Genomic DNA, 12,843 nt, shown 5'->3' with positions numbered 1-12,843 from the left:
AAGGGCTTAGCCGTGAAAGGGGCAACCCGCTGCGCCCTCCCGCTGCGCCCAGGCGGGCAGCTGGGGGAGGTAGGCGGGCCGCTCGTCCCCGTCCACGTACTGGCGGTGCCAGATGGGGGTGGTGGCGGGCGAAAGGGGCGGAATCAACCACGACCAGCGGCCCCGCACCTCACGTCCCGCCTGGGCCTCCCGCGCCTCGAACTGCACAAACTGCCGCGCCACGCTGTGATGATCGCTGATCCGCACGCCCGCCGCGTCAAAGGAATGCAGCACGGCGACATTCAGCTCGACAAGCGCACGGTCCTGCCAGAGCCGCCGGGGCGAGGCCATCTCCAGGCCCAAGGCCCGCGCCACGGCGGGAAGGGCGTTGTAGCGCCCCTCATCGGCCAGGTTGCGGGCGGCGATCTCGGTCTGCACGTACCAGCCGCTCAAAGGCGCACAGGAGAACGTGAGCCCCCCGACCTCCAGCGCGAACCCGCTCAGCACGGGCAGGGCGAACCAGCGCAGCCCCAGGTCCGCGATGGCGGGGCAGTCGGGGTGGGTCAGCGGCACCTGGGGCGCGGCGTCCGGCGGGAGCTCGTAGAGGCGCACCTGTCCTGCCCCCTCGACCGCGAGGGGCAGCACGTCAAAGGGCGTCCCCGGCCCCCCGGTCCACCCCAGCCGCCGCAGATGCGAGGTGAGGGAAACGTTCTGCGGATCGCCGGTCACTGTCCCGTCCGGGTGGCGGTATCCGGCATAGCGGAGAAGCTGGTCATTGTGGATGCGCACCCCGGGGCCGAAGACGCTGACGAGGGGCCGAACACGCCCCCCGTTGAAAGCGCCGTGCAGGTGGGCGAGCAGGAACGCGAACACATCGTCCGGGCGGGTCACGTGCCGCAGGTCACGGACCTCCAACCCCGCCCAGGGCAGGCGGCCCACGCAGCGGCTGCTGTTGCGCCAGGCGACCCGCGCCCCGTGCGTCAGTTCGTCGGAGGTGAGGGTGTAGCTGCCCGTGCGCGCCACCTCGTCCCGCACCTCACTCAGCCGCGCCGCCAAACCCGGCCGGCGACACTCGTCGTGATAGAGGGTCAGAAAGCGCTCGGCTTCCGCGAGCAGGCGAGCGGGCGGCGCACCTTGGGAAAAGGCGGCAGTCATCCCTCATCCTTTCGCCGCGCTTCCCGGCAAATGTCCCCTAGGACGCCTCGCCGTGGAGGGTGAGCAGCAGCCGCCGCGCGCCCCCGTCCTTTCGGTGCTCGCACAGGTAGATGCCCTGCCAGGTGCCCAGCGCCAGCTGCCCGCCCCGCACGGGCAGGGTGAGGCTGGAGCCGAGGAGGCTGGCCTTGATGTGCGCGGCCATGTCGTCGGGGCCTTCCAAGGTGTGCTCGAAGGGCGGCCAACCGTCGGGCACGAGGTGGTTGAACAACCGCTCAAAGTCGCGCCGGACATCGGGTGAGGCGTTCTCGTTGAGGGCCAGGCTGGCGGAGGTGTGCTGAATCAACACGTGCAGCAGGCCCACCTGCACGCGGGCGAGTTCCGGCAGGGCAGCCACCACCTCCCGCGTGATGAGGTGAAAGCCGCGCGGAAAGGAACGGAGGCGCAGTTCGTGCTGAACCCACATGGGCAAAGGGTAGCGCGCCTTGTCTCCGGCGCTCATCCTGGACCGTTACCCTGCGAACCACGCCATGCGACGTCTTCTCATCCCGGCCCTGTCCACTGTGCTCATGGTCACCCCGCCCGCCGAGGCCCTCTCCTCCCTCACGCTGCCCGTCACCGTGCCCCTTGCCGGAGTGCAGGAGGCCGCCAACACGCGCGTTCCCGCCGAGTTCGCGCGCCTGAACGAGACGCGTGAATTCCTGGGCGGCCTGCTGAGGGTGAAGCTCACGGGCGCGGTCACCCGAACCGGGCCTGTCCGCGTGAAACCCGCGCCGGAGGGAGACGCGCTCATCGTGAGTGTCCCCCTCCGCGCCGACTTCCGGGCCGAACCGGCGGGCCTGGGTTCCTTGCTGACCCGGGACTTCGGGGGCGCGGCGACGGTCAGCCTGCGGGTGAAGCCGTTGGTCACCCCCGCATGGGAGGCGGGAGCACAGGTGACTGGAGACGTCACCTGGACGGACCCGCTGAGCGTAGACCTCACCCAGGGCGTGCGGGTGAGCGTGCAGTCGCTGGTCGAAGGGCAGGTGCGCGCGGAGCTAGACCGCGTGGCAGCCGATGTGGCGCGGGCCGTGCGCGAGGGAGCCAACCTGCGGGCACGGGCGGGAACGCTGTGGGCCCGGGTGCAGCAGCCCTGGGCCCTGCCCACCCCCGACCCGGCCTACGCCCGCGTGACGCCCCGCAGCCTGACCGTCAGTCCTCCGCGCTTTACCGGTGACGCGCTGAGGCTGACGGTGGGCGCGACCTTTGACCTCATCGCCGGGCTGGGCCGCGCCCCCACCCCAACGGCCACACCGCTTCCCGCGCTCAACGTGGCCGCGCCGCCCACCTCTGGGGTGGACCTGAGGTTGCCGGTGCGCCTGCCCTACCCGGAACTGTCCCGAGCAGCCACCCGCGTGGCCGGACAGCGCCCCTTTCCGCTGCCGGTGCCCCTCTCCCCCACCCTGCGGGTGGAGCGCGTGACGCTGACCCCGCGTGGCGGGAAGCTGAATGCCGCGGTCAGCGTCACGGTGTCCGGGCCTCTGGGGCTCAACGTTCGGGCCACCGCCGACGTCTCCGGAACGCCCACCCTCGACCCGACGGGCCGAGTGCTGACCCTGCGCGGCGTCACCGTCACCACCCGCCGGGAGGGCCTCAGCGGACGGGTGATCGGCTGGCTGGCCGACAAGCGGGCCCAGGCCTACCTGGCGCGAGCCGCTCGCTTTGACCTCACGCCCTCACTGGAGCGGGTGCGGGGACAGGTACAGTCACGCCTCCCCTTCACACCCGTGCCGGGCGTGGAGCTTGCGGGCACGGTCGGCCCCCTGCGGCTGACGGCCCTTCAGGTCACCCCGGAGGCCCTGGTCGTGACGGCGGCGGCGGGCGGGGAGCTGCGGGGAACGGTGAACGCGGCGAAGCTGCGCTGAGGCGAGGACCTCTAGCGCCGTCCAAAGGGGCCGTTGCCGCTTCCCAGCACGGTACTGCGGCCCACATCCGCGCCGCGACCCGCGCCTTCCCGGCCCGTGCCGTGGCCGCCCCCAGCGGGCGGCGCGTGAGGGGCGCTCCCGGTTCCCGCGCCGGGGTCGCCCGCCAGGCGGGCAAACTCCTTGGGGTCCACGGCACGCTCTACCCCGGTGTCATAGCTGATGAGGCGGCGGCGATAGAGCCCCGCGAGGTAGGCGTCCATCGTCACCATCCCCTCGCGCGCGCTCGTCTGCATGGTGGAAACGATCTGGTAGGTCTTGCCCTCGCGGATCAGGGCCCGCACGGCGGGATTGGCGATCAGGAGTTCGTAGGCCAGCACGCGGCCGAGGCCGTCCGCACGCGGCAGCAGCTGCTGCGTCATCACGGCGACAAGGTTGTTGGCGAGCTGCACCCGCACCTGCTCCTGCTGCTCTTCGGGAAACACGTCGACAATCCGGTCGATGGACTCCGGCGCGGAGTTGGTGTGCAGGGTGCCCATCACCAGGTGCCCAGTCTCGGCGGCGGTCACCGCAGCCTTGATGGTCTCGTAGTCGCGCATCTCGCCCACCAAGATCACGTCGGGGGCCTGGCGCAGCGCGGCGCGCAGGGCGTCATTGAAGCTCATGGTATCCGCGCCAACCTCGCGCTGGTTCACGATGCTGCGCTTGTGCAGGTGCATGAACTCGATGGGGTCCTCGATGGTTACGATGTGCAGCTTCTTGGTGCTGTTGATGTGGTCGATCATCGCGGCGAGCGTGGTGCTTTTGCCCGAGCCGGTGGGGCCGGTGACCAGGACCAGGCCACGCGGGGCGTTCGCGATCTCGATCACCTGCGGCGGCAAGCCCATCTCCTGCACGCTCCGGATCTGGGTGGGAATCAGGCGCAGAACGCCGCCCACGAAGCCGCGCTGCATAAAGGCGTTCACGCGAAAGCGCGCCTTTTCGCCCAGCGCAAAGGAGAAGTCAAGCTCACGGCGTTCTTCAAAGATTCGCTGCTGGCGCTCGTTCATCATCGAGTACATCAGCTTGCGGGTCTCCGGAGCGGTGAGCGGGGAAACGCCGTTCGTCTCGTAGGTCCCCTGGAGCTTGTACTGCGGCGGCAGGCCCACCGTTAGGATGACGTCGGACGCGCCCTTTTCGGCGGCGAAATGCAGGATGTCGGCTATGTCGGGGGCAGTCTGGGTCATAACAAACCTCGGGGGATGAACACTAGTTGCTGGTCACCGCCAGCACCTCTTCCAACGTGGTGAGGCCCGCCAGCGCCTTTTCGATTCCGTCTTGGCGCAGGGTGCGCATGCCGCTCTCCGTCAAGGCCACGTCACGCAGCTCGGTGGCGGTCTTGCCCGCACCGATCGCCCGGCGCAAAGCGTCATCAATCACCATCAGCTCGTGAATGCCCATGCGGCCCTTGTAGCCGGTGCCGCCGCAACGCTGGCAGCCGGTGCCGCGCATCAGCACCGCGCCACGCATCTCCGTCTCGCTCAGGCCCAGGCGGCGCAGCACCTCGGGGTCAGCGTTGGTGGGCTGCTGGCACTCGCTGCACACCCGGCGCACCAGCCGCTGCGCGAGCACACCCACGACCGAGGCGGAGATGTTAAAGGGCTCCACGCCCATCTCGGACAGGCGGGTGATCGCGCCGGGAGCGTCGTTGGTGTGTAGGGTCGCCAGCACCAGGTGGCCGGTGAGGGCCGCCTCGGTCGCGATCTTGGCCGTCTCGGTGTCGCGGATTTCCCCCACGAAGATGATGTCCGGGTCCTGCCGCAAAAAGGCGCGCAGAGCGCGGGCAAAGGTCATGCCCGCCGCCTCGTTCACCTGCGACTGCACGATGCCGGGGATCTCGTACTCGATGGGGTCCTCGATGGTGGTCGTGTTTTTCTCGGGCCGCGCGATGCGCTTGAGGGTCGAAAAGGAGGTAAAGGACTTGCCCGACCCCGTGGGCCCGGTGATCAAAAAGATGCCGTTGGGCTTTTCCACCACGTCCAGGTAACGCCTGTAGTTGTACTCCGAAAAGCCGAGCTGCTCGACTTCGGGGATGTTTTCCGCCTTTTGCAGCAGGCGCATCACGGCCTTTTCGCCGTACACGGTGGGCAGGGTGGAGAGGCGCAGGTCCAGGTCAATGCTGCCCTTGCGAAAGCGGATGCGCCCGTCCTGCGGCATCCGCCGCTCGGCGATGTCGAGGTGACCCATGATCTTGATGCGGGCCAGAATGCTCTGCGCGCTCCCCTTGGGCAGCTCGGGCTGCTCGCGCAGCGCGCCGTCCACTCGGTACCGTACCCGCACCGCCGTCGCCGTCGGCTCGATATGAATATCCGACGCCTCCTGAAGGGCTGCCTCGCGGATCAGGTTGTCTACGACCCGCACCACGGCGTTGTCATCTAGGCCCGCCGTGAGGTCGAGTTCTTCCTGCTTTTTCGCCTCGCGGCTCCGGCTCTCGGCGATCAGGCGCTGGTTCAGGTTCGCCATATCCTGATTGCCGAAGTAGCGCTCGATCAGCCGAATGATGTCCTTTTCCGCCATCACCGCCGGGACGATGTCGCGCCCGGTGATGAGTTTCAGGTCATCAAGCGCAAAGACGTTGCGCGGGTCTTTCATGGCGACCACCAGCGCCTCGCCCTGAAGACGCACAGGCACCACCACGTAGCGCCGGGCTGTCGCCTCGGGCACCATCAGCGCGACCTGAGGATCAGGCGGATTCTGCACCGGATCGAGGTACTCGTAGCCGAGCTGCGCAGCGAGGGAACGGGCCAGCATCTCGGGGCTGAGCTTGCCGGACTGCACCAGGGTATCTTCCAGGCGCCCGCCCCCCGCGTTCTGCTTGCGCAGGGCCGCCTCGATCTCCTCAGCGCCCGCAAAGCCGAGTTCGACAATCACTTCGCCCAGCGGCTTGACCTTGCCGCCACGCGCCTGCACCTGAAGGGCTTCGCGCAGCTGCGCGCGCGACAGGGTGCCCTGCTGAACCATCTGTTCGCCCAGCCGAGTGCGCTGCGGGTAGTAGCGCTCGATCAGCGCCTCCACGTCGCGCGGCTTGGCGAGGACAAGCTGCACGGGGCGCCCAACCAGCGCCTCGATCTCCTCCCGGCGGCGGGGATCACTCGTGACCACCGTGATGCCCTGGGCCGTCTCGTCGACGGGCACGGCAGAAAGGCGCAGCGCGTCCGAACGCAGCAGGCTGCCCAGCACGTCCTCACCGGGATGAAAGTCGCGGGGGTTACGCAGGTACACCACGTCCGCCTGCTCGGCCAGCACCTCGTAGAGCTGGTCTTCGGTCAGCACCCCCTGGGCCACCAGCGTGGCGCCCAGGTCGTTCCCGGTCTGCTGCTGCGCGTCAAGCGCCACCTGAAGCTGAGCCTCCGAGATCAGGCCGCGGCGCAGCAGGAGTTGTCCCAGCCGCCCGCCTTCTTGCCCCTTGCCAACCATCTCGGCGGGGGGCACCGGCGTCAACCCCAATTCTGGGTAGTAGGTGGCGATGGCCCACGCCACCTCGTCGCGCAGGGCCTGGTAGGGCTCGATGGTGAGGCCGCTGTCGTCTTCCAGGGCCTCGATCGCCAGGGTGGAGAGGGGGTCGACCAGCGCGACCCGCAGCGTTCCGCCCTCCAGCGCAAAGGGGAAGGCCTGCACCCGTTGGGCGGTTTGCGCCCGAACCGCCGAGAGGGCTTCTATCTCGGGCGTGATCACCAGCAGGTTCACCAGTGGAATGCCCAGCGCCTCCTCGATCGCACGCGCGATGCGTTTCTCACCCACCTGCCCGGAGTCGATCAGGATATCGGCCAGGCGGCCCCCCACCTCCGCGTGGCGCACAAGCGCCTTTTGCAGGTCTGTGTCGCTCACGTACCCCTGTTCGAGCAGAATCGCGCCCAAGCGCCGGTCACCGATCGAGAGTGCCACTGTGTTCCTCCATAGTTCTGCAGTTTTGCCTTGCCTGCGGGCCCCCCTCAGGGCCGCCAGTCGTGTCCGTAACGTTTCAGGACCGCGCGCTCCAGCCGCCGGGCGGCGCGGGTATGCGGCAGGGCGTTCACCGCCAGCGGCCGCACGAGGATGGTGTGCATCCCCGCCAGGTTCCCACCCAGCACGTCGGTGAAGAGTTGGTCCCCCACCATCCCCACCTGCTGAGGCGGCAGCCCAAGCTGCGACAGCGCGCGGCGAAAGGCCCGCGGGTTGGGTTTTCCGGCCATGCCGATGCCCTCAAAGCCCAGCTTCTCGATCCAGAAACGAGCGCGGCGGCTGGTGGCGTTGCTGAGCAGGTACAGCCGGATGCCGGCCCGGCGCAGCTCCGCTGCCCAGTGCATCACGTCCGCGCGTTCCTCGTAGCTCCCGTAGGGAATGAGCGTGTTGTCGAGGTCCAGCAGCAGCCCCCGCAGCCCCCGTGCCGCCAGGAATTCAGGCGTGATGTCGTGGACGTGCGCGATCACGTCGTCAGGGCGCAGCAGGCTCATGCCGTCACCCCCTGTGCGTCGGAAACGGACGGCAGGCCGATCACCGCCCACATCCGCCCGGTCCGGCCCCCGTCACGGCGATAGGAGTAGAAGTCGGGCTCGGTCGAGCAGCGCCCGCTCACCCAGATGTGCTCGGGCCGCAGCCCCGCTGTGAGAAGCGCCGCTCGGTTGGCGCCCGCCAGGTCAAGGTGAGGGCCCTCCGCCCTGTCCAGCACGCACTCACCCAGGCCCGCTTCCTGGAAGCGGCGGGCCACGTCTGCCCCCACCGGGTACCGCTCGCCACAGATACCGGGGCCGATGGCCGCGCGGATCTTTGTGGGCGTAGCGCCCCGTTTCACCATCGCTTCCACAGTGCGCGCCGCGATCCGGCCCAGGGTGCCCCGCCAGCCCGCGTGCGCCGCGCCGACCACGCCCGCCGCCTCATCGGCCAGCAGCACGGGGAAGCAGTCCGCCGTGCCGATGGCGAGGAGCAGGCCGGGTTCGCAGCTGACCAGCGCGTCCCCTTCCTGCACGCCGGGGCGGGCCTCGAGAACGTCGGTTCCGTGAACCTGGTGCAGGCGGGCCACCCGGTCCAGCGCAAAGCCCAGCGCGGCGCAAAGGCGGCGGCGATTTTCTGCGACAGCCTGCGGGTCGTCTTCCCGGTCGTCGAGGTTCAAGCCCGCGTACGCGCCCACCGACACGCCCCCCACGCGGGTGGTGAACGCGTGCGGCACGCCGAGGACGGGAGAACGCAGGAGCATCAGAAGGTCAGTATCGCTGGACATCTCTCACCGGATTCTGACGGGTTGCAGGCGCGGAGTGGGCCCGCCGTTTGCACCCACTTCAGCACTTCCCGCCGCGACATTGCTACAGTCGCCACCATGAGCTTGACTGTTGATCTGTCCAGCAAGACCGCCCTGGTGATGGGCGTCGCCAATGCCCGCAGCCTGGGCTGGGCCATCGCCCAGCAGCTTCTCGCCGCGGGCTGCCGGGTGGGCTTTTCCTACCAGGGCGAGCGCCTCAAACCCGAGCTGGAAAAGCTCACCGCCGGGCACCCGGGCACCTGGATCCAGCAGGCGGACGCGACGAGCGAGGCGGACATGACGGCCCTCTTTGCCCGCGTCCGCGAGGAGTTCGGGCACCTCGACTACCTGGTGCATTCCATCGCCTTTGCGCCGCGCTCCGCGATGGAGGGCCGCTTTATCGAGACGACGGCGGAGGACTGGAACACGGCCCTCAACGTCAGCGCCTACACGCTGGTGAGTGCGGCCCGACACGCCGAACCGCTGCTGCGCGAGGGCGGCGCCGTGGTGAGCCTCACCTACCACGCCTCACAGCAGGTGGTGCCCAAGTACAACGTGATGGGTGTGGCCAAAGCCGCGCTGGAGGCCGCGACCCGCTACCTGGCCGGCGACCTGGGCAAGCGGGGCGTCCGGGTCAACACCATCAGCGCTGGAGCCATGCGGACCGTCGCGGCCCGCTCGATTCCCGGCTTCAGCGGTCTGTACGACGAGGCGGGCCGCCGCGCTGCCCTGGGCCGCCACGCCACCCCCGAGGAGGTCGGCAAGCTGGGCCTGTTCCTGCTCTCCGACCTGGGCAGCGGCGTCACCGGGCAGACGGTCTACGTGGACGCCGGGGCCAGCATCATGACCATGCCGCTGGAGTGACCGCCTGCGCCCTGTCCCGCACCCGGACCGCTCCTTTCCTGAGCCGTTCTTCAGGTGTCTATGTCGCTGGTGAGAGAAGGCGCGGTTCGGGGCAAGGCGCGCGCTACAGTGGCGGACGTGACGTGGCTGAAGCCGGTGAGCATTGACCCTAGCGCGCAGGCGGCATTTGACGAGTTTCTGCGTGACCTGGAGGCCCGCCTTGCGGACCCGGCCACGGACCGCTTTGTCCTGGCCCGCGAGGTGCTTTCGCAAGCGATGTACGGCCGCCCGTACGAGCAGCTCCTCGCGGATGCCCCCCTCGCGGCCCTGAACCTTGACGCGCGCAACGTGACCTTTGAGGCCGAGTACTACATGGCGACCGACCCGGAGAAGTTCACCCGGGTCAAGCCGCTGCTGTGGCTGTGGAAAAACCTCGACCTCACCCCCATCGGCCAGAACCCGGTCACCGGAATTCCGGTGCGGCGGGTGCTGGCCGAGCGGATCTTTAAACGGGTGGGGCGCAACTTCAAGTGCTGGCAGAACGTTGAATTCAGCGTCGGGTACAACATGGAGGTGGGCAACGACGTCGTCGTACACCGCTACGTTCTGCTCGACGACATCGGCGGGATCGAGCTGCACGACAACGCCTCGATCAGCGACTACGTGAACATCTACAGCCACACCCATTCCGTGCTCGACGGCCCGGACGTGACGCTGCGCCGCACCGTCATCGGCCGGGGCGCGCGCATCACGTATCACTCCACAGTGCTGGCGGGCAGCGTGGTGAGTGATGACGCGATGCTCGCCACCCACGCCCTGCTGCGCGGCGACATTCCCCCACACGGCATCGCGATGGGCGTGCCCGCCAAGATCACCCGCTACAAACTGCGCGATCCGCAGCCCTACGAGGTGGATGCCCGCACCCATCCGCACGACCCCGGGCGCAAGGCCAACCCGGCCTTTCCCGACCCCACACCCAACCAAACCCGTCGGCCCACCCCCAAAGAGATGGGCGAGAGCTAAAGCTCCGGGCGCATGCCGCAGAAAGCCACCAGCGCCGGAGCGTTTCGTGAAGAGATGTGGAACCGTCTGGCGGCCACCCGGGTGGCGGCCTTTCCCCTTCCGCCGCACGGGCATCACCCCAACTTCGTCCGAGCGAGGGATGCGGCGCGGCACCTCCTCACCCATCCCGAGGTGGCGGGGCTACACACCCTGATCGTGGGACCAGAGCGGGCCCTGCTGCCGCTCCGCAAGCTCGCGCTGGCGGCGGGAATCACCCTGTATGTGCCCCACCAGCAGAGGGAGGGTTGGTACTGGCGTCTCATCGACCCTGCGGGAGCAGCCCTGTCTCACCTCAGCGCCGTGGGCGAACCGACGTTGAGGCCGGAGGGGGCGCAGGCAGCGGTCCTTGCCTGCGTAGCTGCGGACCGCCGCGGGGGAAGGCTGAGTAAGGGCTTCGGCTGGGGCGCGCGCGGTCTGGGGCTCGGCCTGCCCGAATACACGCTCGCGCACCCGCTGATGCTCCTTGACCGGCTGCCCTGTGCTGCTGACTCGCGGGTACGGCTGATCGGAACGCCCGGCGGAACCACCGAAGCAGCAAACCTTACACTGAGTCCATGAGCAAGCGCAGCAGAGTCTTTGTGCCTGCGGTGGTGACGGTCGCCACCGTTGGCGTTGCCGCTGGAGCCGCCTACATGGCCCGCTACCGCAGGGATGACGTGAAGGAATTCTTCGTCGCCCAGGCGCTGGAGCGGCCCGCCGGTCGCATGAGCTACGCAGAACTCGGACAGAGCCTGGAACGCAGCGGCATTCTGCTCGCGCAGCGGGCGGCCCGCGCCGCCGATACGGACGTGAACCGGGGAATTCTGACCCATATCATCGGGATCGAGCGCTGGGGACAAAACCGGCTGCGGGTAGCCCTGGGCCAGCAGGCTTTTGTCCGGGACGAGCATCACCCCTACAAGCCCGGCGCGGGGACCACCCTGCGCGAGCTGCAAGCGCTCCTCTCACAGACGCGCGCGCAGACGGTCGAGCTCGCCTGGAGGCTGCACGACGCCCCCCCACCCGAGGGCACGACCGTCGAGCACAATGGCCTCGGTCCCCTCACCCCCAAGGGCTGGCTGCGCTACCTGACCCAACACGCGGACATCGAAAGCCGCCGGCTGCGCGGCGCCAAAGAACACCCGGCGCTGGGCGAGTAGGCGAGCTGCCCCCGCCCAGAGTTCTGTAAGAGCCGGACCGCTAGAGTCACCGGCATGAGCGTCTTGCAGGCCCTCCTGGGCGTTATGGTGAGAGCAGGAGCAAGCGATATTCACCTGCGGGTGGGCAGCGCGCCCGCGGCCCGGGTCAATGGGGAGATCGTGCGCTTCGGCGAAGATCGCCTCGCTCCAGAACACGTCGAGGCCTTTGCCCGCGAGATGATGAGCCGTCCCGGCCAGTGGGACGACTTCCGGATGCGCCGTGACGCGGACTTTGCCTATGGCGTTGCCGGACTGGCCCGCTTTCGTGTCAACGCCTACTACCAGCGCGGTTCTATCGGCCTGATCATGCGCGTGATCGAGGAAAAGCCCATTCCCAGCTTCGCTGAGCTGGGCTTGCCCGTCGCCACCTTCGAGGCACTTGCTGCCCACGAGCGGGGACTGATTCTCGTGACCGGACCGACCGGGAGCGGCAAAACGACCACCCTGGCTTCCCTCATCGACCACATCAACGCCACCCAGGCCGTCAACATCGTCACCCTAGAAGATCCCATCGAGATCCTGCACCGCGACAAAAAAGCCATGGTCTCCCAGCGAGAACTGGGCACGGACACCCTCACCTTCGCTTCTGGTCTGCGCGCGGCCATGCGCCAGGATCCGGACGTGATCCTCATCGGCGAGATGCGCGACAAAGAAACCGTGGAGGCCGCTCTAAGCGCCGCGCAGACCGGTCACCTGGTGTTTTCTACCCTGCACACCCTCGACGCCATCCGGACCGTCAACCGCATCATCGACTTTTTCGCCCCCCACGAACGCGACCAGATTCGCCTGGGCCTGGCCGAAAGCCTTGTCGGCGTGGTCAGCCAGCGCCTGCTGCCCCGCCTGGGCGGTGGCCGAGTGCTGGGCATGGAAATCCTGCTGGGAACCCCACTCGTGCGCGACTGCCTCAAGGACCCGGACCGCACCGACGACATCAAACAGGCGCTGCTTGAAGGCGGCCTGCACGGCATGCACACCTTTGACCAGCATCTCGCTCGTCTTGTCCAAGAGGGCCTCCTGAGCGAGGCGGACGCCCTTCAGGCCGCCACCAGCCCCCACGAGGTCAGGATCAGCCTGATGCGGCAAAAGTTCGCCTAGAAAAGGCCTTACAGGCTTTTCTCTTGACTGAGGGCAGGGAAACGGGCTGATGGGAGGTTGTGGGGTGCCCCCTCAGCCCCCGGCCCTTTTGAACCCAGATTCCCAATGGGCGTGACCAGAAGCGCATCCATTATGGGCATCACTCTGGACGGTCGTCCTGGTTGGCCTCCTGTCCAGACCAGAGAACATCCCGGCGCTCTCTCAATAGCTGCAAGGGTAGCGCGAGGTGCTGTGTCGTCACCTCGCGCTGGACCGCATACCGCAACAGGCCCTGATCTACCGCTTCTTCTGGTCTCTGGCCGACCATCTCGCCCAGCGCCAGACCGCCCGATTGGCCGGGGTCAAAGCCCAACATCCTGGGGCGCATGAGAAGCTCGTC

13 protein-coding genes are annotated in these 12,843 nt (G+C 68.3%); 6 read left to right on the top strand and 7 right to left on the bottom strand.

Annotation, left to right across the window (positions count from 1 at the left end; translation table 11 throughout):
* Positions 1-6: 6 nt before the first annotated feature.
* Both EI73_RS10530 and EI73_RS10525 read right to left on the bottom strand, forming a co-directional pair.
* Positions 7-1,134, bottom strand: a complete 1,128-nt coding sequence (locus EI73_RS10530) for a nitric oxide synthase oxygenase (RefSeq protein WP_034386569.1) — start codon at positions 1,132-1,134, stop codon at positions 7-9.
* 37 nt (positions 1,135-1,171) lie between these two features.
* The gene (locus EI73_RS10525) at positions 1,172-1,597 is read right to left on the bottom strand and encodes a secondary thiamine-phosphate synthase enzyme YjbQ (RefSeq protein WP_034388101.1); all 426 of its coding nucleotides are present in this window, start codon (positions 1,595-1,597) and stop codon (positions 1,172-1,174) included.
* Positions 1,598-1,661: 64 nt separating this feature from the next.
* Between EI73_RS10525 and EI73_RS10520 the strand changes: the two genes are divergently transcribed.
* A complete protein-coding gene (locus EI73_RS10520; protein ID WP_034388098.1) occupies positions 1,662-3,035 on the top strand; it encodes a DUF4403 family protein in 1,374 nt (457 codons plus the stop codon).
* 11 nt (positions 3,036-3,046) lie between these two features.
* Here EI73_RS10520 and EI73_RS10515 read toward each other — a convergent pair whose 3' ends face one another.
* The 4 genes from EI73_RS10515 to pgeF are packed head-to-tail and all read right to left on the bottom strand — an operon-like array spanning position 3,047 to position 8,268.
* Positions 3,047-4,258, bottom strand: a complete 1,212-nt coding sequence (locus tag EI73_RS10515) for a type IV pilus twitching motility protein PilT (protein ID WP_034386566.1) — start codon at positions 4,256-4,258, stop codon at positions 3,047-3,049.
* 22 nt (positions 4,259-4,280) lie between these two features.
* Positions 4,281-6,956 (bottom strand): ATPase, T2SS/T4P/T4SS family, encoded by a 2,676-nt coding sequence (locus EI73_RS10510; RefSeq protein ID WP_034386563.1) that lies wholly within the window; start codon positions 6,954-6,956, stop codon positions 4,281-4,283.
* 47 nt (positions 6,957-7,003) lie between these two features.
* Positions 7,004-7,504: a YqeG family HAD IIIA-type phosphatase gene (locus EI73_RS10505; RefSeq protein WP_034386559.1), complete on the bottom strand. Its 501-nt coding sequence runs from the start codon at positions 7,502-7,504 to the stop codon at positions 7,004-7,006.
* A complete protein-coding gene (pgeF, locus tag EI73_RS10500) occupies positions 7,501-8,268 on the bottom strand; it encodes a peptidoglycan editing factor PgeF (RefSeq protein WP_034386557.1) in 768 nt (255 codons plus the stop codon). Before pgeF ends, EI73_RS10505 begins: the two co-directional genes overlap by 4 nt.
* 96 nt (positions 8,269-8,364) lie before the next feature.
* Here pgeF and EI73_RS10495 point away from each other — a divergent pair, with 96 nt between their 5' ends.
* The 5 genes from EI73_RS10495 to EI73_RS10475 all read left to right on the top strand — a co-directional run bounded on the left by EI73_RS10495 (position 8,365) and on the right by EI73_RS10475 (position 12,464).
* The gene (locus EI73_RS10495; protein ID WP_034386554.1) at positions 8,365-9,150 is read left to right on the top strand and encodes an enoyl-ACP reductase; all 786 of its coding nucleotides are present in this window, start codon (positions 8,365-8,367) and stop codon (positions 9,148-9,150) included.
* Positions 9,151-9,267: 117 nt separating this feature from the next.
* Positions 9,268-10,152, top strand: coding sequence for an acyltransferase (locus EI73_RS10490; protein ID WP_034388096.1), 885 nt, complete (start codon positions 9,268-9,270; stop codon positions 10,150-10,152).
* 12 nt (positions 10,153-10,164) lie between these two features.
* On the top strand, positions 10,165-10,749 hold the full coding sequence (locus EI73_RS10485) for a 5-formyltetrahydrofolate cyclo-ligase (protein WP_034386552.1): 585 nt from the start codon (positions 10,165-10,167) through the stop codon (positions 10,747-10,749).
* Complete coding sequence (locus tag EI73_RS10480) at positions 10,746-11,330, top strand: hypothetical protein (protein ID WP_034386551.1); 585 nt, start codon at positions 10,746-10,748, stop codon at positions 11,328-11,330. Before EI73_RS10485 ends, EI73_RS10480 begins: the two co-directional genes overlap by 4 nt.
* Before the next feature lie 54 nt (positions 11,331-11,384).
* Positions 11,385-12,464 carry a type IV pilus twitching motility protein PilT gene (locus EI73_RS10475; protein ID WP_034386549.1) on the top strand — a complete coding sequence of 360 codons (1,080 nt, stop codon included), beginning with the start codon at positions 11,385-11,387 and terminating at the stop codon, positions 12,462-12,464.
* A 139-nt stretch (positions 12,465-12,603) separates the two neighbouring features.
* Here the strand turns inward: EI73_RS10475 and EI73_RS10470 are convergent, their stop codons facing one another.
* A complete protein-coding gene (locus EI73_RS10470; RefSeq protein WP_034386547.1) occupies positions 12,604-12,831 on the bottom strand; it encodes a hypothetical protein in 228 nt (75 codons plus the stop codon).
* Positions 12,832-12,843: the final 12 nt, after the last annotated feature.

Source organism: Deinococcus sp. YIM 77859, from assembly GCF_000745175.1.
GTDB lineage: Bacteria > Deinococcota > Deinococci > Deinococcales > Deinococcaceae > Deinococcus.
Note: the sequence above shows the minus strand (reverse complement) of the source record. Positions and strands in the feature narration are given on the sequence as shown.

Bases quoted from the DNA above. Each gene is read 5' to 3' on its own strand.
- EI73_RS10530 (WP_034386569.1), bottom strand. From the start codon at position 1,134: ATGACTGCCGCCTTTTCCCAAGGTGCGCCGCCCGCTCGCCTGCTCGCG.
- EI73_RS10525 (WP_034388101.1), bottom strand. From the start codon at position 1,597: ATGTGGGTTCAGCACGAACTGCGCCTCCGTTCCTTTCCGCGCGGCTTT.
- EI73_RS10520 (WP_034388098.1), top strand. From the start codon at position 1,662: ATGCGACGTCTTCTCATCCCGGCCCTGTCCACTGTGCTCATGGTCACC.
- EI73_RS10515 (WP_034386566.1), bottom strand. From the start codon at position 4,258: ATGACCCAGACTGCCCCCGACATAGCCGACATCCTGCATTTCGCCGCC.
- EI73_RS10505 (WP_034386559.1), bottom strand. From the start codon at position 7,504: ATGAGCCTGCTGCGCCCTGACGACGTGATCGCGCACGTCCACGACATC.
- pgeF (WP_034386557.1), bottom strand. From the start codon at position 8,268: ATGTCCAGCGATACTGACCTTCTGATGCTCCTGCGTTCTCCCGTCCTC.
- EI73_RS10495 (WP_034386554.1), top strand. From the start codon at position 8,365: ATGAGCTTGACTGTTGATCTGTCCAGCAAGACCGCCCTGGTGATGGGC.
- EI73_RS10485 (WP_034386552.1), top strand. From the start codon at position 10,165: ATGCCGCAGAAAGCCACCAGCGCCGGAGCGTTTCGTGAAGAGATGTGG.
- EI73_RS10480 (WP_034386551.1), top strand. From the start codon at position 10,746: ATGAGCAAGCGCAGCAGAGTCTTTGTGCCTGCGGTGGTGACGGTCGCC.
- EI73_RS10475 (WP_034386549.1), top strand. From the start codon at position 11,385: ATGAGCGTCTTGCAGGCCCTCCTGGGCGTTATGGTGAGAGCAGGAGCA.
- EI73_RS10470 (WP_034386547.1), bottom strand. From the start codon at position 12,831: ATGCGCCCCAGGATGTTGGGCTTTGACCCCGGCCAATCGGGCGGTCTG.